Annotated in this window: 18 protein-coding genes and 1 pseudogene; 12 read left to right on the forward strand and 7 right to left on the reverse strand. The window is 70.9% G+C overall.

Features of this window, described 5'->3' with window-relative positions; translation table 11 throughout:
• Nucleotides 1–164: 164 nt before the first annotated feature.
• Nucleotides 165–2,117 carry an AMP-dependent synthetase/ligase gene (locus tag OG858_RS27310; RefSeq protein ID WP_328544328.1) on the forward strand — a complete coding sequence of 651 codons (1,953 nt, stop codon included), beginning with the start codon at nucleotides 165–167 and terminating at the stop codon, nucleotides 2,115–2,117.
• A 29-nt stretch (nucleotides 2,118–2,146) separates the two neighbouring features.
• Here the strand turns inward: OG858_RS27310 and OG858_RS27315 are convergent, their stop codons facing one another.
• Nucleotides 2,147–2,629 carry a hypothetical protein gene (locus OG858_RS27315; protein WP_086748178.1) on the reverse strand — a complete coding sequence of 161 codons (483 nt, stop codon included), beginning with the start codon at nucleotides 2,627–2,629 and terminating at the stop codon, nucleotides 2,147–2,149.
• A gap of 166 nt (nucleotides 2,630–2,795) precedes the next feature.
• Between OG858_RS27315 and OG858_RS27320 the strand changes: the two genes are divergently transcribed.
• Nucleotides 2,796–3,287 carry a hypothetical protein gene (locus tag OG858_RS27320; RefSeq protein ID WP_143677171.1) on the forward strand — a complete coding sequence of 164 codons (492 nt, stop codon included), beginning with the start codon at nucleotides 2,796–2,798 and terminating at the stop codon, nucleotides 3,285–3,287.
• A 63-nt stretch (nucleotides 3,288–3,350) separates the two neighbouring features.
• Here OG858_RS27320 and OG858_RS27325 read toward each other — a convergent pair.
• Both OG858_RS27325 and OG858_RS27330 read right to left on the reverse strand, forming a co-directional pair.
• Nucleotides 3,351–3,683 (reverse strand): annotated as a pseudogene (locus OG858_RS27325) (GNAT family N-acetyltransferase); the annotation flags it as partial.
• A gap of 484 nt (nucleotides 3,684–4,167) precedes the next feature.
• Nucleotides 4,168–6,954 (reverse strand): helix-turn-helix transcriptional regulator, encoded by a 2,787-nt coding sequence (locus OG858_RS27330; RefSeq protein WP_327724687.1) that lies wholly within the window; start codon nucleotides 6,952–6,954, stop codon nucleotides 4,168–4,170.
• Nucleotides 6,955–7,210: 256 nt separating this feature from the next.
• Here OG858_RS27330 and OG858_RS27335 point away from each other — a divergent pair, with 256 nt between their 5' ends.
• Nucleotides 7,211–8,029, forward strand: a complete 819-nt coding sequence (locus OG858_RS27335; protein ID WP_086753065.1) for a hypothetical protein — start codon at nucleotides 7,211–7,213, stop codon at nucleotides 8,027–8,029.
• Nucleotides 8,030–8,115: 86 nt separating this feature from the next.
• Here the strand turns inward: OG858_RS27335 and OG858_RS27340 are convergent, their stop codons facing one another.
• Together OG858_RS27340 and OG858_RS27345 are read right to left on the reverse strand one after the other, a co-directional pair.
• Nucleotides 8,116–8,409, reverse strand: coding sequence for an AzlD domain-containing protein (locus tag OG858_RS27340; protein ID WP_086753067.1), 294 nt, complete (start codon nucleotides 8,407–8,409; stop codon nucleotides 8,116–8,118).
• A 17-nt stretch (nucleotides 8,410–8,426) separates the two neighbouring features.
• Nucleotides 8,427–9,212: an AzlC family ABC transporter permease gene (locus tag OG858_RS27345; protein WP_327744799.1), complete on the reverse strand. Its 786-nt coding sequence runs from the start codon at nucleotides 9,210–9,212 to the stop codon at nucleotides 8,427–8,429.
• A 104-nt stretch (nucleotides 9,213–9,316) separates the two neighbouring features.
• Here OG858_RS27345 and OG858_RS27350 point away from each other — a divergent pair, with 104 nt between their 5' ends.
• Complete coding sequence (locus OG858_RS27350) at nucleotides 9,317–9,904, forward strand: helix-turn-helix domain-containing protein (RefSeq protein ID WP_086749930.1); 588 nt, start codon at nucleotides 9,317–9,319, stop codon at nucleotides 9,902–9,904.
• Nucleotides 9,905–9,990: 86 nt separating this feature from the next.
• Here the strand turns inward: OG858_RS27350 and OG858_RS27355 are convergent, their stop codons facing one another.
• Nucleotides 9,991–10,194, reverse strand: a complete 204-nt coding sequence (locus OG858_RS27355; protein WP_007490911.1) for a cold-shock protein — start codon at nucleotides 10,192–10,194, stop codon at nucleotides 9,991–9,993.
• Between the two features lie 380 nt (nucleotides 10,195–10,574).
• Here OG858_RS27355 and OG858_RS27360 point away from each other — a divergent pair, with 380 nt between their 5' ends.
• The 5 genes from OG858_RS27360 (at nucleotide 10,575) to OG858_RS27380 (ending at nucleotide 16,186) form a co-directional block, all read left to right on the forward strand.
• Complete coding sequence (locus OG858_RS27360) at nucleotides 10,575–11,420, forward strand: menaquinone biosynthetic enzyme MqnA/MqnD family protein (protein WP_086749931.1); 846 nt, start codon at nucleotides 10,575–10,577, stop codon at nucleotides 11,418–11,420.
• Between the two features lie 186 nt (nucleotides 11,421–11,606).
• Nucleotides 11,607–13,358, forward strand: coding sequence for a serine/threonine-protein kinase (locus OG858_RS27365; protein ID WP_319319259.1), 1,752 nt, complete (start codon nucleotides 11,607–11,609; stop codon nucleotides 13,356–13,358).
• 307 nt (nucleotides 13,359–13,665) lie between these two features.
• A complete protein-coding gene (locus OG858_RS27370) occupies nucleotides 13,666–14,385 on the forward strand; it encodes an A24 family peptidase (protein ID WP_319319262.1) in 720 nt (239 codons plus the stop codon).
• A gap of 147 nt (nucleotides 14,386–14,532) precedes the next feature.
• Nucleotides 14,533–15,732: a cyclic dehypoxanthinyl futalosine synthase gene (mqnC, locus tag OG858_RS27375; protein WP_060903836.1), complete on the forward strand. Its 1,200-nt coding sequence runs from the start codon at nucleotides 14,533–14,535 to the stop codon at nucleotides 15,730–15,732.
• Nucleotides 15,733–15,739: 7 nt separating this feature from the next.
• On the forward strand, nucleotides 15,740–16,186 hold the full coding sequence (locus OG858_RS27380; RefSeq protein WP_328544327.1) for an imidazolonepropionase-like domain-containing protein: 447 nt from the start codon (nucleotides 15,740–15,742) through the stop codon (nucleotides 16,184–16,186).
• 110 nt (nucleotides 16,187–16,296) lie between these two features.
• Here OG858_RS27380 and OG858_RS27385 read toward each other — a convergent pair whose 3' ends face one another.
• Nucleotides 16,297–17,343: a chitinase gene (locus tag OG858_RS27385; RefSeq protein ID WP_328545303.1), complete on the reverse strand. Its 1,047-nt coding sequence runs from the start codon at nucleotides 17,341–17,343 to the stop codon at nucleotides 16,297–16,299.
• 283 nt (nucleotides 17,344–17,626) lie between these two features.
• Here OG858_RS27385 and OG858_RS27390 point away from each other — a divergent pair, with 283 nt between their 5' ends.
• From OG858_RS27390 to OG858_RS27400, 3 genes are read left to right on the forward strand one after another with little or no spacing between them, the layout of a single operon-like run.
• The gene (locus OG858_RS27390; protein WP_327744800.1) at nucleotides 17,627–18,076 is read left to right on the forward strand and encodes a hypothetical protein; all 450 of its coding nucleotides are present in this window, start codon (nucleotides 17,627–17,629) and stop codon (nucleotides 18,074–18,076) included.
• 16 nt (nucleotides 18,077–18,092) lie between these two features.
• Nucleotides 18,093–20,432, forward strand: coding sequence for a bifunctional polysaccharide deacetylase/glycosyltransferase family 2 protein (locus OG858_RS27395; RefSeq protein WP_328544326.1), 2,340 nt, complete (start codon nucleotides 18,093–18,095; stop codon nucleotides 20,430–20,432).
• The gene (locus OG858_RS27400; RefSeq protein ID WP_373420925.1) at nucleotides 20,432–21,586 is read left to right on the forward strand and encodes an acyltransferase family protein; all 1,155 of its coding nucleotides are present in this window, start codon (nucleotides 20,432–20,434) and stop codon (nucleotides 21,584–21,586) included. The genes OG858_RS27395 and OG858_RS27400 overlap by 1 nt, the downstream gene beginning before the upstream one ends.
• Nucleotides 21,587–21,589: the final 3 nt, after the last annotated feature.

Below are 21,589 nucleotides of genomic sequence, written 5' to 3' on the forward strand. Positions count from 1 at the left end.
GAACGACCCTCAGGTAACTTGTCGGGCCCTTGACCTGCGCATGAGCAGCCAGGGACACTGCACATCCCCAGCCCCGGACCATCTCCGGACCATCGCCGCACTCACACGAACCTGTCACACCAACCCCGTACGATCCGGGCACACCGAACGCCCAGGAGTCGCCCGTGTCCAGCCTCGAACACACCGAACCCGCCCTGGTGGAACCCGAGTTGAAGCGGCTGGACGGCACAGTGCGAGAGGCGTACGTCCCGGCGCTCGCCGCGCCCGTGACCTACGGCTCGCTCGCGGACATCCCCTTCGACAACGCGTCCCACGAGCCCGACTCGGTCGTCCTCAGCCGCAAGCGCAGTGCTGCGGCTACGGAGAAGGACGCGGACCACGGTGCGCACAAGGACGCCGACAGGGGCGACGGCGGGTGGCAGGACGTGACGGCGGCCGAGTTCGCCGCCGAGGTGCTCGCGCTGGCGAAGGGCCTGATCGCCGAGGGCCTGATGCCGGGCGACCGCATCGCGATCATGGCGCGGACGACGTACGAGTGGACGCTCCTGGACTTCGCGGCCTGGGCGGCGGGCCTGGTGACGGTCCCCGTCTACCCGACCTCCTCCGTCTTCCAGACCCGCTGGATCCTCCAGGACTCCGGCGCGGTGGCGCTCGCCGTGGAGACCGCGGGCCAGGCCGCCGCCCTCGGCCCCGAGCTGGACCGCATCCCCGACCTGCGTCACATGTGGGTCTTCGAGAAGGGGCACCTGGACCGGCTGGCCGAGCTGGGCCGGGACGTGTCGGACCAGGAAGTGGCCGTACGGCGCGGGGTGCTCGGCCCCGACACCCTGGCGACCCTCATCTACACCTCGGGCACGACCGGCCGCCCCAAGGGCTGCGCCCTCACCCACGGCAACTTCTGCGCCGAGGTCGACAACGCGATCGACCTCCTCTACCCCATCTTCCGCGCGAAGACGGACGAGGAGGCCTCCACCCTCCTCTTCCTGCCCCTCGCCCATGTGTTCGGCCGTATGGTGGCGATCGGCTGTATGCGGGCGAGGGTCCGCCTTGGCCACTCGCCGAGCTTCCGCACGGAAGACCTCCTCGCCGACCTCAAGTCCTTCCGCCCGACGTTCCTCCTGGTCATCCCCTACGTCATGGAGAAGGTCTTCAACACGGCCCGCGCCTCCGCCGAACGCATGGGCCGCGCGTCCTCGTACGACCGCGCCTCCGCGGTGGCCCGCCGCTACGGCGGGGCCCTCGAAGCCGAGCAGCACGGCACGGGCCCCGGCCCCTCCGCCCTGCTCAAGGCGGCCCGTACCTTCTACGACCCCCTGGTCTACCGCCGCATCCGCAAGGCGCTGGGCGGCAAAGTCCGTTACGTCATCTGCGGTGGCAGTCCCCTCGGCCGCCGCCTGGCCGCCTTCTACGCGGGCGCGGGCATCGACGTCTTCGAGGGCTATGGCATGACGGAGACGACGGCGGCCGTGACCGTCACCCCGCCCAACCGGCCCCGTCTGGGAACGGTCGGCCGCCCTCTGCCCGGCACACGGGTCCACATCGCCGCCGACGGCGAGATCCTGCTCCACGGCGGCCAGATCTTCCGCGGCTACTGGGACCCGCAGGCCGGCGGAGTCGTCCCGGCGGGCCCCGACGGCTGGTTCGCGACCGGCGACATCGGCCACCTCGACGACGAGGGCTACCTCACGATCACCGGCCGCAAGAAGGAGATCCTGGTCACCGACAGCGGCAAGAACGTGGCCCCGGCCCCGCTGGAGAACTGGCTCCGCTCCCACCCCCTGATCGCCCACGCCATGGTCATAGGCGACCGCCGCCCCTACGTCACCGCCCTGCTGACCCTGGACCCCGAGGGCATCACGCACTGGGCCCTGATGAACGCCAGGCAGGACACCCCCCTCGAACACCTCGCCACGGACCCGGACCTGCGATCCGTCCTGCAGCGCGCCGTGGACGAGGCCAACCGCCTCGTCTCCCGCCCCGAATCCATCCGCAGGTTCACGGTCGTCCCCGGCGGCTTCACAGAGGAGGAGGGCCACCTCACCCCGTCGATGAAGCTGCGGCGGGAGGTCGTGGAGCGGTCCTTCACGACGGAGATCGAGGGGTTGTACGAGAAGTAGCCCGCGCGGTGGTGAACCGCGGAAGCGGCCTACTGCCCGGCGGCCGGATCGCCATCCCCCAGCGCGACCCACCAGTACCCGTCGTCCTTGACCAGCAACAGCTCCTGCTGCTGGTCGGTCCTGCCGTAGGTGAGCCGGACGGGATTGAAGTAGTCCACGACCCCCTCCAGCACGGTGACGTCGACGTGCCCCCGGGCGCCCTCGCCGAACTCCCGCACCTGCTCGTAGGCCGCGACCCGGGTCCCGTCGTACGCCGGCCCCGCCAGCTCCATCAGCCCTTCCACGTCACCGGCCTTGAGCCGCTGCACATACGCCCGCACGACAGTGTCGACGTCCTCGGCGGTCTCCCGGACATCGGGATACTTCGACTTCGCGGCCCGCACGGTCACATCGATCCGGGGGGAGTCGGCGAGCGAGTACGGCGCCCGGAACCAGTTCCACCACACGACCGCCCCGACCCCGAGGGCCACGACCAGCCCGGCACAGCACAGCAGAACGCCCCGCTTCTTCATCGACCTCGACCCGCCCCGTCCCGTTCCGTGCCAACGACCGGACCAACCCGCGGTCCGGCTCCTCCCTCAAAGAGTCGACTCACCCGGATCCGGTTGTGCGCACCGACGAACTCCCCAGCTCAACAGCGCGTCTCACGCACGGACGAGGCCGATACCGTGTGGTCGCATGATCCGAAGACACGTGACACAACTGCTGTCCTCGAAGTGGGGCAAGCTCTCCATGGCCGGCGCGCTCCTGGCCGCCGCTCTGTGGGGCTGGTCCGCCGTACGGACCTTCACATCGACCGACCAGGACGACAACACCGCGGCCCAGCTCTCCTCCACCGCACTTGTCGTGAGCGCCGTCGCTCTCCTGTTGCTCGGCCTCCACGAGAGGCACCTGCGGATGCAGCGGGGAGAGGGAGAAGCCCTGGGCGCGAGGCAGGTGCTGCACGACCTCCGCTCCCTGTCCACCTCGGCCAACGGCAAGGTCGCCCTGGTGTTCGCCGCCCTCGGGGTGGCCGGGTGGGCGTACGCATGGGTGTTCGTGCGGCTGCTTGGATGGGACATGGCACTGGTCCCGCCCGGCGACGACGGAGGGCTGTTCGTGGCCGCCGGGACGCTCGGCTGTGTGGCCGCGGGGATCTTCGCGGTGACGCACTTCAAGGAGCGGCACTGAGCCACCGGGTCGACGTCCGTCACCGGTGGCCCTTCGGTCATGTCGGCCTTCTCTGACGGCGGCGCCCGACAACTCGGCGACCACCTCGCCCTGTTCCTCCTCCGCGGTGGGCACGGGCCGGAACCCCAGCGAGGTGTAGAGGCGCTCGGCGACGGTGTTGTCCGGTTGGTACGACAGGCGCAGGACCGCACAGTCCGAACGGTCCGCCAGCCATCGCACCAGGGTCCACGCAGCCGCCCGCCCGACCCCCTTGCCCTGCTCGCCACCGTCGATCAGCATCCCGCCGACCCAGTACGAGCCGTCCTCGTCCCGCCCCCACATGACATGCCCCACCACGGTGTCGTCGGCGCAGACCGCGAGCGAGTTCCACACACCCTCACGGAGGGACGGGAGGAGTTGACATCCTCACCTGCGTGAACGCAGGTAGGTCAGCACCACCGCTACGTGGTGTTCCCTCGGGTTCCTGCTTCATCGGCCCCTGCCACCGAGAGTGGTCTGACAAGGTCTCCACGGCTTGACGTCCCGCCAGTCCGGCGGTGGGTCCGCCAACTACGTTGTCGGACAAGGCGAATTCAGCAGTGTCGCTGCGGCCCGCTGGGCCGCTGGGCCGCTGGGCTCAGGATGCCCTACACCTCCACCCTGAAGAGTGGAGCCCTGGGCAAGTGTTCGGTAGTGAGCGGCCCAGCGCCGGCACGTACCGTCGCTGGCCGTCCAGTGGAGCGACGTCCGCGACGGCCCGCCAGTTCTCGTCGTCCAGGTCGTGCAGAGCGATCCGTCGCCCCACTCCGTCCAGCAGACCGTGACTGATCAAGCGGGAAGGGTACGGCCGTCCCCGCCCGCGAGGAAGGCGGTCCCGGGGGAGGGTGGCACGGGGCCGTCCTCAGTCCAGCAGATCCGCCGCCGTCAGCAGTCGCGTCAGATCCGTCCGCGAGCGCACCCGCAACTTCCGGTAGATGCGGGTGAGATGGGCCTCGACCGTCTTGCGGGAGACGAACAGGGACGCCGCCGCCTCCGTGTTGTTGAGGCCGCGGGCGATGGCGCGGGACACCTGGAACTCCTGGGGGGTCAGCTGGTTCAGGGCGCCGCCCATACCGCCGGCGGGCGACTGGGGCGTGCTCGACATGCCTCCCGCCGCCGCGAGTTCGCTCGCCGCGCGGCGGGCCCAGGGGACCGCGCCGAGCCGTTCGAAGCAGGCCAGGGCGGAGGCGAGGGGTGTGCGGGCGGCTCCCGGGCGGCGGTAGCGGCGCAGGACCTCCGCCTCGCACAGCAGGGTCCGGGCCCAGTCGAAGGGGCCCGTCGTGCGGTGGTGGGCCTTCAACGCCGCCCCGAAGTACGCCTCCGCCTCCTCCGGTGTCCCCGCCAGCAGCCCCCGGACCCGGGCCGCCGCTGCCTCCGCCGAGGCGAGGCCCGTCTCCCGGGCCCGTTCCTCCAGCCAGGACACCACCTCGGCGGCCCGCGCCGGGTTCCCCGCCCGTACGTGCGCCTCGGCCAGGTCGGCCGCGAACGGGACCACCTCCGGGTTGCCGATGCCCTGCTCCACGGCCAATGACAACGTTTGCTCCAGCTGGTCGGCGGCCGCGTCGTGGTCGCCGTGGGCGAGCGCCGACAGGCCCAGCACGGCCGTCATGTGGAACTCCTGGCAGCCGATCCCGTACGCCCCGCACTCCCGCCGCGCCCGCGCCACATGCTCCTCGCACTCGACGCGGTCGCCGCGCAGGGCTTCGAGGCGGGCGAGGCAGTACAGGGCGTAACTCACGCACGTCAGCTGGCCCAATTCCTCCGCCCAGCGCAGGGCCTCCGTCAAGTCGCCGCGCGCGGAGGCCCACTGGCCGATCCGGGTCTCCAACTCGCCCCGTACGGCGAGGGTGAAGCCCAGCACGCCCACCGCGCTGTGCCGCCGGGCCGACTCCACCGCCGTGTTGAGCAGCCGGCGCCCCCGCACGAACTCCTCCACGCGGCTCCAGGCCTGCCCGGCGATCGCGTACACCTGCTGGTCACGGACGGGGTCGCCGCCGGTGCCGTGGCGGTCGGCGGCCCCCAGCATCTCGCGGCCCTCGGCCGTACGGCCGGCCATGACGAGGGCACCGCCGAGGAGGGTGAGGCTGTACCAGCGTTCGGGGCCGGACTCGGAGGCGAGGGCGAGGGACTCCTCGGCCACGCGGACCGCCGCCGGGACATGACCGTCCAGGCGCGCGGCGGCCGTGGCCTCCGCGAGGAGCAGACAGGCGCGGGTGCGGTCGGTGTCGCGTACGGCGTCGGCGGCGTTCATGAGGAGGCCGTACGCCTGCGCCGTCTCGCCCTTCCAGGTGTACATCCGGCCCAACAGGCCCTGGATGGCGGCGCGTACGGCCGGGTCCGGGGTGATGCGCAGGGCCTCCTCGCACCACTGCGGGCCTGCCGGGGAACCGCTGAGCAGGGCGTCGGAAGCGGCGTGGTGGAGGCGGTCGGCGCGGGGCGCGGGGTCGGGGGTGAGCTCGGCGGCACGGCGCCAGGCGAGCGCCGACTCGCCGAAGGCACTGCGGCGGCGGGCCTCCCGCGCGGCCTCGGCGAGCGCCGCCGCGGTCTCCTCGTCGGGGCCGGGGGTCGCGGACGCCCGGTACCAGGCGTGCAGCGGGCCCGTACTCACCTCGGCCAGCGCCTGGAACGCGGCGTACCGGTGTGCGAGGGGGGCTCGGCCCAGCACCAGTGCGCGCAGCACCGGGTGGTGGAAGTCCAGCCCGTCCGCCGTGGCCGTGATCAGGCCGTCCTCCTCTGCGGGGGAGAGCGCGTCGAGGGAGAGGCCGGCCGCCTCCAGCGCCTTCCGTAGCGGGCCCGCCGCCGTCGAACGGCCGGCCGCCAGCACGACCAGCGCCCGGCGGGCGGGATCCGGCAGACCGTCGATACGGGTCGCCCAGGCGCGCTCCAGATGACTGCCGAGGGACGGCGGGTCCAGCAACGGCCGCTCACCGCGCGCCTGTTCGTCCGTCAGCCCGCTCGCGATCTCCCGCAGGGCGAGCGGGTTGCCACCGCTGATGCGGACGAGGTCGGCGAGCACGTGGGGTGTCACGCGGCCGTCCAGCAGAGTGGCGCACTCCTCCGGCGCCAACCCGCCGACCTGCACGGTGGGGATGGAGCGGCGGGGGCCCGACTCGCCGTGGTCCTCGCGGGAACCGAGGGCGAGGGCGACCCGTTCGCTGGACAGGCGGCGGGCGACGAAGAGAAGGACGCGCTGGGAGGAGGGATCCACCCAGTGCAGGTCGTCGACGAGGACGACGACCGGGCGCTCGTCGCCGAGCGCCGCGAGGACGTTGAGGGCGCCCATGCAGGCGGCGTACGGATTGCCCGGCGGGTCCCCCGGGTCGCCGCTCAGGGCCAGGCAGGACTCCAGGGCCGAGCGCTGGACGCCGGGGAGTTCCCTGAAAAGGGATGAATGGGGCATCAGTAGGTCGCCGAGGGTGGCGAAGGGGAGCACGGTCTCGGTCTCGATGCCCCGGGCGCGCAGGATCGTGCCGGGGGCCGCGCCGGAGGTTCCGGCCCTCGCTCGCTCCGCCGCGTAGTCCAGCAGGGCGGTCTTCCCGATGCCGGGTTCGCCCCACAGCAACAGCGCCGCCCCACCCGCCCCACCTGCCACGAGCAGGTCGTCCATCAGCCGGCGTTCCCGCTCCCGGCCGACGAGTCCCCGTAACAATGCGCCACCTCCTGGTGCCCGCCTGCGCCCGGTCCCGCCCGTCCATCATGCCCCCAGGGGGAGTTGTCAGGGGAGATGTAGGGACTTCCCGGAAGCGAGGGCGGCCGCCCCGGGCCTTCAATGGTTTTGCGCGACAGCAGCGCAGGGGGATCGCACCACAGAGGGATCGCACCACAAGAGGTAGGCACCACAAGAGGTAGGCACCACAAGGGAAATCAGGGGAATGAACCAGGTCGCGGAACCAGGGGGACGGCACATGCCGGCATCCGAGGGACGCGGGGATCTCACCTCGGGATCCGACCGGCTCGACTCGGTCGAGATCAAGGTGACGTTCTCGGGTGCGGGCGCGGCCGCCGCGACCGGGGCGCTGGCGCCGGACACCGGGGGAGCCCGGCGCCGCGTCTACTTCTGTGAGAACCTCGCCCGCTCCACGGCGCCAGGACAACTGCCGCTTCTGGATGCGGGGTTGATCCTGCGCCTTCGGGCGGGGAGCGGGCGGGGCGGGGCCGTGACCGCGGAATTACGGCCCTGTCGCCGGTCCCGGCTCTCGGAGCGTTGGCTGCGTTTCCGTGAGCGGGGACCGGACTCCTTCCACCTGGCGGGCGCCTGGTCGGGCGACCGCCGGGTCCTCTCCGCCACCTTCGTCTCCGACTGCGGGCGTACGGCCGTGGAGGCCGCCGCCGCCGGCACCGAGCCGCTGGACCTCGTCTTCTCCGACAGTCAGCGTGCCTTCCTCGCCGACTGCGCCGACATCGACGTCGGCTTCGGTTCCCTCGACGTCCTCGGCCCCGTCCACACGGTCCGCCGCCACGGCGTGCGCCTCGACCATCACGAAGTGACCCTGGAGCACTGGACGTTGCCCGGCGGGGGCGGCGACGACGAGGGCGTCCCTCTGGAGTGGCTGGAGGTCTCCGAGCGGGTCGCCCCCGAGGGCGCCGAGGTCGTCCAGGCCTCCCTCACCGCCCTCCTCAAGGGCAAGGGGCTCGAACCCGACCTCGGCTCGGGCATCCGGGTCCGTCGGGTCCTGGAGGAACTGGTCGCACAGGGCGCCCGGCGATCCCCGTGGAGGCAGTGAGGCAGTGAGGCGGTGAGGCAGTGAGGCGGTGAGGCGGTGAATTCCACGCGGCCGGTGTCGGAGTCGTGCGGATGCGGTGAGTCCGGCTAACCGACCCCGACCGCTCGCAACCCCGCCGAGGCCGCCGCCGCACCCAGGACCACCACCGCGAACGGCGCCCTCCGCCATGCCAGCACCCCGCCCACCAGCACTCCCGCGGGCCGTGCCCACCCGGCGAAACCGCCGCCCTCGGTCAGGGCGCCCGTGGCCAGCAACGCCACCAGCAACACCACGGCGGCCCCGGCCAGCAACTCCCGCACCCGGGCGGGGATCTCGACCCGCCCCTGCAGCGCGGGCCCGGTGAGCCGGAAGACGTACGTCCCCACGGCGAGCACGACCATCGCGCCGACGACCGGACTCACGACACCCTCCCGTCCGCCGCATCCGCCGCATCCGCCGCATCCGCTGGATCCGCTGGATCCGCTGGATCCCCGGGATCCGCCGCATCCGAACCACCCGCCGCATTCACCGACGCCCGCCACACGACCAGCCCGGTCAGCGCCAGCAGCACGGGGACGCCTGTGGGCGTCACCGGAGTCGCCGCCAGCGCCACCACCGCACCCAACAGCGCGGCCCGCCGTACGGGCGGCTGATCCCGCAGGGCGGGCAGGACCAGCGCGGCGAGCACGGCGGGGAAGGCGGCGTCGAGGCCGTACGTGGCGGTGTCGCCCAGCGCGGTACCGGCCAGGGCCCCTGCCAGGACGCACACGTTCCAGACCGTGAAGAGGCCGAGCCCCGAGACCCAGAACGCGGCCCGGCGCCGTACGGGATCGCGCTGGGCCAGAGCGAAGGCCACCGTCTCGTCGGTGACGAAATGCGCGCCCACGAAGCGGGCTGCCTTCCCCGGCCCCAGCACATCGGCGACCGCCAGGCTGAACGCCGCGTTGCGTGTGTTGAGCAGCAGCCCGGTCGCCGCCGCCGCGAACGGTCCGCCCCCGGCCAGCAGGATCCCCACCGCGCTGAACTGCGCCGCACCCGCGTACACGACGAGCGACATCACCACCGGCACCCATACCGGCAGCCCGCCCGCCACCGAGATCGCGCCGAAGGAGACGCCGACCACCCCGCCGGCGAGACAGACGAGGGAGATGTCCCGGAGCAGCGCGGGATCATGAACCTGGAGTGTTCGGAGAAGCGAACGCATGTTCTCTACAATGAACAGCAGGCGGGTCGTTCGTCAAGACGAACGTTCGTACTTCTGTGGCGAACGGAGTGAGTGGGATGAGCGGAGCGGGCGGAGCGAGCGGGATGTCGGACGCGGTGTCCGGAGACGGGGGGCGGCCCCCGTCCCGCCTTCCCCTCGACTGGATCGCCGCCTCACTCCGCCGTGAGCGCACCCGTGCCGGTCTCTCCCTCTCCGAGCTGGCCAAGCGCGCCGGGATCGCGAAGTCGACGCTGTCGCAGCTGGAGTCGGCGAGCGGCAATCCGGGCATGGAGACGCTGTGGGCGCTGGGCGTGGCGCTCGGGGTGCCGTTCAGTGCGCTGATCGAACCGCCGGTCCCGGCGGTGCAGGTGGTCCGGGCGGGCGAGGGGCCCACGGTCCACTCCGAGCACTCCAGTTACACGGCGGTCCTGCTGTCCGCGAGTCCGCCGGGCGCGCGACGCGACATCTACCGGACCCACCTCGAACCGGGGTCGGTGCGGGAGTCGGAGCCGCACATTCCGGGGACGGTGGAGCACCTCACCGTGAGCACGGGCCGGGTGAAGGCGGGCCCGAGGGGCGAGGAGGTCGAACTCGGCCCCGGTGACTACATGGCGTTCCGGGGCGACGTGCCGCATTCGTACGAGGCGCTGGCGCCCGGGACGACGTTCGTGCTCGTGATGCAGCACACGTAGGAGGGAAAAGGCAGGAGCCCCTTCGCCGAAAGGCAAGGGGCTCCTTGGGTACTGCTCTCAGACGTCGTCAGAGGGGCATCCCTCGATCAGACGGGCGTGACGTTCTCCGCCTGCGGGCCCTTCGGACCCTGCGTCACGTCGAAGGAGACCTGCTGGTTCTCCTCCAGCGAACGGAAGCCGTTCGCGTTGATGGCGGAGTAGTGGACGAACACGTCCGGACCGCCACCTTCCTGGGCGATGAAGCCAAAGCCCTTTTCGGCGTTGAACCACTTCACGGTTCCGGTAGCCATAAGCCCTCCTTGGGCCCAAAGGGTTTGCCCTGCTCCAGAACCCTGCAAGTGTGAAAACAAGATGCCGCACAACTGCATACGTCTGAAAACGACGAGAGCCCGCGGTTACATGCTCCGCAGGCTCTGTACTGCAAGGGAAACCAAACTGCAACTTGCGGCGAGCCTAGCACGCAGGCAGGGGAATGCAATAGAGGCCTAGATCACGTCACCCGGATGTTTGATCGGCTCGAGTCGCGGGTTGACGCATCGCCTCTTCTGCACCACCGGCCTCGCGAACGACACGCCGTCGAAAGTATTGACACGGGGTGTACATCCGGTTTACCGAGCCTCTCTCGGCCCCCGGAGCCCGCACCGTATCCCATGAGGGCTAGCCTCGCGATGTGGACAATTCTCGCAACCGGCCGCGCGTCGGCCACATCCAGTTCCTGAACTGCCTGCCCCTGTACTGGGGGCTCGCGAGAACGGGCACGCTCCTCGACTTCGAGCTGACCAAGGACACCCCTGAGAAGCTCAGCGAGCAGCTGGTGCGAGGGGACCTCGACATCGGGCCCATCACGCTCGTCGAGTTCCTGCGCAACGCGGACGACCTGGTCGCCTTCCCCGACATCGCCGTCGGCTGCGACGGGCCGGTGATGTCCTGCGTCCTCGTCTCCCAGGTGCCCCTCGAACGCCTGGACGGCGCACGTGTCGCACTGGGCTCCACCTCGCGCACCTCCGTACGCCTGGCGCAACTGCTGCTCGCCGAGAGCGTCGGCGTACAGCCGTCGTACTACACCTGCCCGCCCGACCTCCCGCTGATGATGCGGGAGGCGGAGGCGGCGGTGCTCATCGGTGACGCGGCGCTGCGGGCCAACCTGCTCGACGGCCCGAACTACGGGCTGGAGGTGCACGACCTGGGCGCCATGTGGAAGGCCTGGACGGGGCTGCCGTTCGTCTTCGCGGTGTGGGCGGCGCGGCGGGAGTACCTGGAGCGGGAGCCGGAGGTCACCCGCAAGGTGCACGAGGCGTTCCTGGCCTCCCGCGACCTGTCCCTGACCGAGGTGACCAAGGTCGCCGAGCAGGCGGCCCGCTGGGAGGCCTTCGACGAGCAGGTCCTGGAGCGGTACTTCACCACCCTGGACTTCCGCTTCGGCGAGCCCCAGTTGAGCGCGGTCGCCGAGTTCGCGCGGCGGGTCGGCCCGACCACCGGATTTCCGGCGGACGTGAAGGTCGACCTGCTTTCCTGAACATTTCCTCCCGAAGTCCCGGCGAACTTCCCGGAATTTCGTTTGACGAATTCCCGGTTCTGTGGGATCGGCAGCCGACGTTCGCATTCTCATTCGGGCGTACGGCACTACGCTGCTGGGGAGTCGTGCGTCGTGGAGAGCTCGTACGGGGTGACGCGCGGGAGACGTACGGGGGAGGTGTCGCCCATGCAACCGCTCGATGTCGGCGAGCCCACGGTCGTGGGGCCCTACCGGCTGCTCGGCCGGCTCGGGTCCGGCGGGATGGGCCGCGTCTATCTGGGGCGCAGCGCGGGCGGCCGTACCGTCGCCGTCAAGATCGTGCACCCGCACTTCGCCCTCGACGAGGAGTTCCGCGCCCGCTTCCGGCGTGAGGTCGACGCGGCCCGCCGCGTGGGCGGTTCCTGGACGGCCCCCGTCCTGGACGCGGACCCGGAGGCGTCGGTCCCGTGGGTGGCGACGGGCTACGCGGCCGGCCCGTCCCTCGCGGCGGCGATCGCGGACAGCGGTCCGCTGCCCCCGCACTCGGTACGGGTCCTGGGCGCCGGCCTGGCGGAAGCACTCTCGGCGGTGCACGCGCTGGGCCTGGTCCACCGGGACGTGAAGCCGTCGAACGTGCTGCTCACCGTCGACGGCCCCCTCCTCATCGACTTCGGCATCGCCCGAGCCACGGACGGCACGGCCTCGCTCACCTCGACGGGCGTCTCGATCGGATCCCCCGGCTACATGTCCCCCGAGCAGATCCTCGGCAAGGGCATCACCGGCGCGGCGGACGTCTTCTCCCTCGGCGCGGTCCTCGCGTACGCCGCGACGGGTCAGTCCCCCTTTCCCGGTGACTCCTCCGCCGCCCTCCTCTACAAGGTCGTCCACGAGGCGCCCCGACTGGACGGCCTGGAGGGCGACCTGCGCGACCTGGTCGAGCACTGCCTGTCCAAGGATCCCGCCGCCCGCCCCGCCCCCGACGAGGTCGCCCGCACCCTGGCCCCCCAGGGCGCGGCCTCCCTGGTGACGGCGGGCTGGCTGCCGGGCCCGCTGGTGGAACAGGTCGGCCGGAGCGCCGTGCAGCTCCTGAACCTGGACGCGGCGGAGGAAGTCCCGTCCGGACCGATCGGATTCAGCAGTCCGTCGGTCGGGACGGCGGGGGCGGGGGAGTCGGCGGCGGCCGGGACCCCGCCCGGCGACGCGCGGGCGGAAGCGCCCGCCACGAGCGGGGTGTTCGGGCCGCCGCCGGTGATGTCGCCGTCGGCGCCGCCCGTGACGCACGTACCCGGGCAGCGGGCCGATGCCGTGGTGGCGGACACGGTCCCGCCGGAGTCACCCTCTTCGCAGTCGGCGCCGGGCAAGCTGTCCCTGAGCGTGGCCGCCGCCTCCACGACCACGGCGAACGGGCGTGGCCGGAAGGTGAGTTGCTCGGTCGCCCTGGCGATCGCGGGAGCGTTCGCGGTGGTGAGTGTGGGGGCGCTGTTCGGGCTCGGGGTGCTGCAGGGCGAGGACGAAAAGGGCGACACGGCCGCCAAGAAGCCGTCGGCGAGCAGCAGTTCGAGCGACGAGAACCAGTACTCGGAGCAGCCTGGGGACACCGAGGGCGAGTTGCCCGAGAAGTACCTGGGCACCTGGGAGGGCGAGGGCTACGCCCTCGGCGGCAACCTCCCCGCCGGAACCTTCACCGTCACCCTCGAACAGGCATCGGTGGGCGACCCGCTGGGCACCTTCCGCTCCGTCGACCTCCTCGGCGGCACCTGCGACGACAGGCTCGTCCTCAAGAAGGTCACCCGGAACAGCATCCTCGCCACGAGCATCGCCGACACCAAGAACAACCCCGGCACCTGCACCAAGAACACCCACGAGATCACCCTCACCCCCGTCGGCGCCGAACTCCAGTACACGTCGAACAACGCGGACGCGGGCGACCCGACGGCCCGACTGGCGAAGGTGAAGTGACGTGGGGACGGCGGCGGTTCGGCCGCGGTCGGGAAAGAGACGACGGCCGCTGCGGGCCGAGAAGGCACGGGGCGCAGCCCCTGCTTTTTCAGGGGCGCGGGGAACTGCGCGACCAGCCCCCACCGGACCCGCACCTGGGGGTAAAAGGGGCACCGCCCCTGGTGGGGGCACCTCCCGCTCGAGCGAAGCCGAGAGTGGGGGAGGGACGGGCAGGGGCGGCGGGGGCGACCGAACCCCGCCACACCACAGGCACCCCGCCTCATAGGCTGACCACGTGTCTCTCGACCCCTGGCTGATCGCACTCACCATGGCCGCCGCCCTGTGGGGCGGAGCCGTGGGCACACTGCTCCCCCGCCCCGCGTACCGCTTCACCGTCGACGAGGAACACCCCTGGCAGCACGAATGCCCCGTCGGCCACCGCATCACCGGCATCGCCTCCGGCTGGCTCGGCCCGGCCCGCTGCCCGACACCCCCCACCTGCGCCTACGGCCCCCGCACCACCACCGTCGCCACCGCGACCGCCCTGGTCTGCGCCGCCCTCGCCCTGGCCACCGGCCTCCGCCCCGAACTCGCCGTATGGCTGCTCCTCGCCCCGCTGGGTGTACTGCTCACGCTCGTCGACCTCAGGGCACAACGCCTCCCGGACCCCCTGACCCTCCCTTTCGCGGGCCTGGCCCTGGCCCTGCTGGGCGCGGTCGCGTTCGTACCCGAGCACGCCGGCCAGTGGCGTACGGCCCTGTACGGCGCGCTCGCCCTCGGCGGCTTCTACTTCCTCTTCTTCCTCATCCGACCCGTGGCCCTCGGCTTCGGCGACGTGAAGCTGGCCCTGGGCCTCGGCGCCGTCCTCGGCTGGTACGGCTGGGGCGCTCTGTACCTCGGCACGTTCGCCGGCGCGCTCATCGGCAGCGCCTACACCCTGGTCCTGGCGGCCCGGGGGCGCGCCGTACGCGGACAACTGGTCGCCCTGGGCCCGTTCATGATTGCCGGCGCGTACGTCGGGCTGCTGCTGGAGGCGTACGCGGCGTGAGACGGCCCCGTACCCCGGGCACCTGCTGCCCCGGGGTGATGCCGCGCCACGGAGTTGTCCACGGGCGGACGGGGTGACGTCGGGTGATCCGCGGCCCTGGCGTAGGCTGGCCGGGTCCGTTCAACCCTTACGAAAGGGACGCTCCCGGTGACCGAGAAGGCCGACCTTCAGTCCGTTCTCGACCGTGCCGCCGAGGGTGGGCGGATCACGCCAGAGGAGGCGCTCGACCTCTACCGCGACGCCCCGCTGCACGCGCTGGGCGCCGCCGCCGACGCCGTACGCAAGCGGCGGTACGCGGGCACGGAGCACATCGCGACGTACATCATCGAGCGGAACATCAACTACACGAACGTGTGCGTCACGGCGTGCAAGTTCTGCGCGTTCTACGCCCCGCCGAAGGACAAGGACAAGGGCTGGACCCGCGACCTCGACGACATCCTGCGCCGCTGCGCGGAGACCGTCGAGCTGGGCGGCACACAGATCATGTTCCAGGGCGGGCACCACCCGGACTACGGGGTGGAGTACTACGAGACGCACTTCGCCGCCATCAAGAAGGCGTTCCCGCAGTTGGTCATCCACTCCCTGGGCGCGTCCGAGGTCGAGCACATGGCCCGGATCTCGAAGGTGGGCGTGGAGGAGGCGATCACGCGGATCCACGCGGCCGGTCTGGACTCCTTCGCGGGCGCCGGCGCGGAGCTGCTCCCCGCACGCCCCCGCAAGGCCATCGCGCCGCTGAAGGAGTCCGGTGAGCGCTGGCTGGAGATCATGGAGATCGCGCACGGGCTGGGCGTGGAGTCCACCTCCACCATGCTCATGGGCACCGGCGAGACCAACGCCGAGCGCATCGAGCACCTGCGGATGATCCGTGACGTACAGGACCGCACCGGCGGCTTCCGCGCCTTCATCCCGTACACCTACCAGCCCGAGAACAACCACCTCAAGGGCCGTACGCAGGCCACGCTCTTCGAGTACCTGCGGATGATCGCCATCGCCCGGCTCTTCATGGACAACATCGCCCACATCCAGGGCTCCTGGCTGACCACCGGCAAGGAGGTCGGCCAGCTCTCCCTGCACTACGGCGCGGACGACCTCGGCTCGATCATGCTGGAGGAGAACGTCGTCTCCTCCGCCGGCGCCAAGCACCGCTCCAACCGCATGGAGATCATCGACCTGATCCGCAAGGCGGGCCGCGTCCCCGCCCAGCGGACCACGACCTACGAGCACATCGTCGTCCACGACGACCCGGCGAACGACCCCGTCGACGAGCGCGTCATGTCCCACATCTCGTCGACGGCCATCGAGGGCGGCACCGCGCACCCCGAGCTGAAGCTGCTGAACGCCAACTAGGGCTCGCATGCTGACCATTCACGCCGCCGACGAGGTACGGCTCACGTGGGACGACCCGGAGCCGGTCAAGGACGGCGCCGTCGCGGTGGAGGGCGACCGGGTCCGGGCCGTGGGGCCGCTGGCGGAAGTCCGGCAACGGTTCCCGGGCGCCCGGGTGCGGCACTGGCCCGGAGTGCTGGGCCCCGCCCGCATCCATGAGGGCCCGCTCCCGGACGCGCCCTCCCCGCGGGAGCGCATCCACGCGGTGCTGAAGTCGGGCGCGGTCGCGGTCCTGGAGGGACACGCGAACACCCCGGAACTCCGCGCCGCCGCCCAGCGCAACGACGTGGTCGTACTCCCCGGCACCCGCCCCACGGAAATCGTCGCCACCGGGCGGGCGGACCTCGCCGTCTTCGACTCCGGCGAGTGCGTGGCGACGGTGTGCGCAGGGCGTCTGGTCCACCGCCGCCGCTGAAGGGCAACGCCGCCGTTTCTTGCTTTCAGGAGCGCGGGGAACTGCGCGACCAGCCACACACGACCCGCGGCCCGCAACGCTCAGAACCCCCGACCCGAACCCGGACCGGCTCACCCCGAGAACGCCTTCCCGAACGCCCCGTCCTCCTGATCGACCCCACTGCAGTCGACCAGCTCGTCGTTCGCCCCGTCCCCGCACTCCTGATCCCGGAAGGTCGCCCACATCGACACCCAGGCGACCCCTTTCTCCTCCGCGAACTCCCGCACCTGCGCCGCGTCCTCCAGCGTGAACGTCTCGTTCTCGACGTCGTTGACGCCCAGCATCGACGTCAACGCCAACGCCCCCCACGCCGTCGACCCACTTGTGCCGAAGATGTCCATCAGCTGCTCGTGCGCCGCCTCGGCCGACTGCTCCGCGTAGTCGCCCATGTCACCGCCGTACGAACTGGCGTAGTTCATGGTCATGATGTTGACCGTGCTGACCTGGACCGCGTTGTCGTTGGCCGAGTCGAGCAGGGCCACGCCGTCGTCGTCGAGGCCGGACGGCATGACGGGGAGGGTGAAGGAGACCGAGAGGTCGGGGCGGTCCTTCTGCAGGAGCGCGATCGCCTCGGAGCGCAGGCCGACGGAGTCGGAGTCCTTCAGCGCGTCGCCCTCGACGTCGAAGTCGGCGTCGGTCGAGCCGGCCGCGTCGAGCGCCGCGCCGTACGCCTCGGCGAGCTCGGACGCGCTGTCACAGGCCTGGGCCAGCTCCGTGCCCGAGGCGCCGCCGAAGGAGACCCGCACCGACGCGCCGGAGTCGGTGAGCGCCGAGATCCGGGACTGCACCGCCGAGTCGTCGATCGCCTCCGTCCCGTTCCACGCGGGCGTGCACGCGTCGCCGTCGGCGATCACGAACGCCAGGTTGTACGCGGCGGCCGACCCGGCGTCGTCGAGGTCCGAGGCATCGGTGGCGTCCACGTACGGCGCGTACGTCGTGGACGTCCTGGTCGCCTCGGTCGCCTCGGTCGTCGACTCCTCGGCGGCCGACGGCGCGCCGGCCGAACTCGCCGGGCTGCCGGGCGTGGACGAGGACTCGCCGGTGTTCGAGGTGCAGCCCGCGCAGGCCAGGACCATCAGAGATATCAGCCCGACGGCCGATTTCAGGGAATTCCTCACGGTGCTCACGAGGGAAATGAATCACAGTCGGCTGTGCTTCATGTGTGCTTCTTGAAGATTGCAGAGCCGAAGGGTGGTCACGGAACGGTGACCGACAAAGGGCTCGCGAGTCGGGCAAACGTGCCCTTTTCGGTGGGGTGTATCCCCGCAAAGGCAAACACCGACGACTTCGCAGTCGTTCATGGATTCTCTAAGGAAACGGACAGGTTAAGGAGTTTCTCATGGGAGTCTCACAAGAGAACCTGGGAATTGGCCAAATAAAGGCCGCCTAATGTCCGGGGATATGCAATCCGAGTCCGCCAACGAAAACCTCACCCCCGAGGCCGTGTACGAGATCACCTCGGCACCGGCCCGCGGCAGCCGCCGCAAGGAGGGCAAGCAGGGCAAGCAGCACAAGGGGTCGGCAGAAGAGGGCCCCGTGTTCGTCGACAACTCCGGGCGCCGCGCCAGACTGCTGCGCCGCTGCGGCACGCTGCTGGGTGTCGTCTGCCTCGGTTACGCCGTCGTGCTCGGTATGGCGTTCATGGGCTGGGGCATCTCCGCGTCCCCGACCGAGCTGTTCCCCTTCGGCGGAGGCGGAGGCGGCGGCCGGTCCGGCGCACCGGGCAACGGCAACGGCCCGCAGCCCCAGGGCGGCATCGCGCCCGAGGGCATCCCCTCGGGCGCCCCCGGCGGCACCCCGCCCTCCGCTGCCCCCACCGCCGTACCCTCCCCGTCCGCGTCCGCCAACTGACGGGAGCGCACACCCCATGAGTACGACCACACCCGCGCGCCGTGGCCGCCGACGCGCCCCCTCCAAGCTCCAACGCGCCACCGGCAGGGCCGCCGCCCTGCAGAAACCCCGCGTCATCCTCGCCCTGCTGCTCCTGCTCGGACTGACCAGCGTGATGCTGCTCGACGGCTATCTGCGCGCCGAGGTCGGCGGCGACCAGCGCGTCCGCACCGGGGCCAGCTCCAGCGACGTGCCCGAGGACATCCTCGACGGCGGGCCCATCCTGACCTTCCGCGGCGGTCAGGCGCAGACGCAGTCCGTGCCGGACAGGACCATCGCGCTCACCTTCGACGACGGTCCGAACCCGACCTGGACCCCGGAGATCCTCGACGTCCTGAAGAAGTACGACGTCCCCGCGACCTTCTTCGTGGTGGGCTCGATGGTGTCGCGCTACCCGGCCATCGTCGAGGACATGGTCGAGGCCGGTCACGAGATCGGTATCCACACCTTCACGCACGTCGACCTGTCGTACCAGAGCGACGCCCGCATCACCCGGGAGATGACCCAGACGCAGCTCGCCCTCGCGGGCGCGGCCGGCATCACGACCACGCTCTTCCGTGCCCCGTACTCCTCCGAGACGGACGCCATCGACAACTACAGCTGGCCCGTCTACCAGAAGCTCGGTGAGGAGGGCTACACCAGCGTCTTCGTCGACACCGACAGCGACGACTGGAAGCGGCCCGGCGTAAAGAAGATCATCAAGTGGGCCACGCCGGACGACGGCAAGGGCGCCTCGGTCCTCATGCACGACGCGGGCGGCGACCGCTCCCAGACCGTCAACGCGCTCGGCACGTACATCGAGAAGATGAAGGCCAAGGGCTACACCTTCACCACCGTCAGCGGGGCCCTGCAGAAGGACGACGCCGGGAACGGCCAGAACAACCAGAACAACCAGAACAACCAGCAGAACCAGCAGAACCAGCAGAACGGTGCCCCCGGCGGCGCCCCCGGGACCGGTGCGCAGGACGGTGCCCCCGGCGGCGCCGCCGCCAACGGGCAGGGCACCCCGGGCACCTCCGACGCCCAGGCGGCGCACCGCACCGCCACTGGCGCCACCCTCTACGAGGGCAGGGCGCTCGTCGCGGCCGTGTACGTCGCCGAGTACGCCGTGCCGACGCTCTCGGTCGGCCTGATGGTCGTCGGCGTCGCGGTCATGGGCCGCTTCGGGCTGATGCTCGTCCTCGCCCGGCGCCACTTTCGCGAGCGGAACAGACGCCGCTTCAGCTGGGGGCCACCGATCACCGGCCCGGTGACCGTCGTCGTGCCCGCGTACAACGAGAAGGAGTGCATAGCCAACACGCTGCACTCCCTCGCCCAAAGCACCCACCCCATCGAGATCATCGTCGTCGACGACGGCTCCACGGACGGCACCAGGGAGATCGCCGAGGCCCTCGGATACCCCAACGTCCGGGTCATCCGCCAGGAGAACGCGGGCAAACCCGCCGCCCTCAACAACGGTGTACGCAACGCCAGTCACGACATCGTCGTGATGATGGACGGCGACACGGTCTTCGAACCCGACACCGTCGCCAGGCTCGTGCAGCCCTTCGCCGACCCGAGCGTCGGCGCGGTCGCGGGCAACGCCAAGGTCGGCAACCGCGACACCATGATCGGCGCCTGGCAGCACATCGAGTACGTGATGGGCTTCAACCTCGACCGCCGCATGTACGACCTGCTGCGCTGCATGCCCACCATCCCGGGCGCGATCGGTGCCTTCCGCCGTGACGCCGTGCTGGAAGTGGGCGGCATGAGCGAGGACACCCTCGCCGAGGACACCGACATCACCATCGCCATGCACCGCGCCGGCCGGCGTGTCGTCTACGAGGAGCACGCCCGCGCCTGGACCGAGGCCCCCGGCTCGCTCAAGCAGCTCTGGTCACAGCGTTACCGCTGGTCGTACGGCACCATGCAGGCCCTCTGGAAGCACCGCAAGTCCCTGACGGACACGGGTCCGTCGGGCCGTTTCGGCCGCGTCGGCATGCCGCTCGTCGTCATCTTCCAGGTCATCACCCCGGTCTTCGCCCCGCTCATCGACGTCTTCACCGTCTACGCGATGATCTTCGTCGACTTCCAGGCGTCCCTGCTGGCGTGGCTGGCGGTCCTGGGCGTCCAACTCGTCTGCGCGGCATACGCCTTCAAGCTGGACAAGGAGAAGTACCGGTACCTGCTGATGCTGCCGCTCCAGCAGCTCGCCTACCGCCAGATGATGTACCTGGTCCTCATCCACTCCTGCATCACCGCCCTGACGGGCGGCCGCCTGAGGTGGCAGAAGCTGAAGCGCACGGGCGAGGTCGGCACACCGGCGGGGGCGAGCTGATGGGCTCGCACAGGAGGGGGACGCCGGCTCAGGCTGTGACTGCTACCGCTACCGCTACCGCTACCGCTACCGCTGTGGGCAATCCACAGCCGGCGGTGCCGGACACCGAAGCGGCCAAGGCCCAGGTGCGGGACCGTTACTTCGACACCCTCCGCGCACTCGCCCTGATCCGAGTCGTCACCTACCACACCTTCGGCTGGCCCTGGGCCGGCATGGTCTTCCCCTCCATGGGCATCATGTTCGCCCTCGCCGGCACCCTCATGGCGAAGTCCCTGGACCGCCCCGCATCCGAGGTCATCAGGAGTCGCTTCCGGCGGCTCCTGCTCCCCTTCTGGTTCTGGGGCCTCTTCGTGGTCGTCGCCATGCTGGTCCACGGCTGGATGCCCGGCCGGCAGATCGTCTTCTGGGTCGTCCCCCTGGGCGACCCTCCGGGCAACGCCTGGGGCGAACAGGCCTGGGAGATCCTCTGGTACCTGCGCACCTACCTCTGGTTCGTCCTGCTCTCCCCGCTCCTGCTGAAGCTGTTCCGGCTGGCCCCGGTCCCGGTCCTCCTGTTGTCCCTGTCGCCGATCCTGGTGTTCCACTTCTTCCGGGAACCCCCGGACGACCGCCTCGGCAGCGCCCTGACCGACCTGGCCACCTTCCTCTTCTGCTGGATGCTGGGCTTCGCCCACCGCGACGGCGTCCTGGCGCGGCTGAAGCCGTTCGCGGTCACGGTCCTCTCCCTCGCCGCCCTCGGCCTCGGCGCCTGGTACGCCTTCACCCACCAGGAGGAGACCGGCTCGTACGACCTCGACGACATCCCCCTCGCCCAGGCGTTCTACTCCGCCGGCTTCGTGACGCTCCTGCTGTACGCGAAGGCGTACTTCAAGGTCGACCTCGCCGGACTGACCTGCTTCCCCCGCCTCGACCGGATCGTCACGATCTTCAACTCCCGCGCGGTGACGATCTACCTGTGGCACGAGATCGCCCTGATCCTCGCCGTCCCGCTGATCGACCGGTTCTGGAACGTCCCCGCGTTCGAGAAGTACCTGCCGCTGGAGAGCCAGTGGTTCATGTTCGGCATCGGTTGGCTGCTGATCGGCGCGTTCGTCCTGCTCTGCGGCTGGGTGGAGGACGTGGCGGCGAGGAAGAAGCCGAAACTGCTGCCGTGACCC

The sequence above is a fragment of the Streptomyces europaeiscabiei genome (genome assembly GCF_036346855.1).
In the GTDB taxonomy this organism is placed as follows: Bacteria; Actinomycetota; Actinomycetes; order Streptomycetales; family Streptomycetaceae; genus Streptomyces; species Streptomyces europaeiscabiei.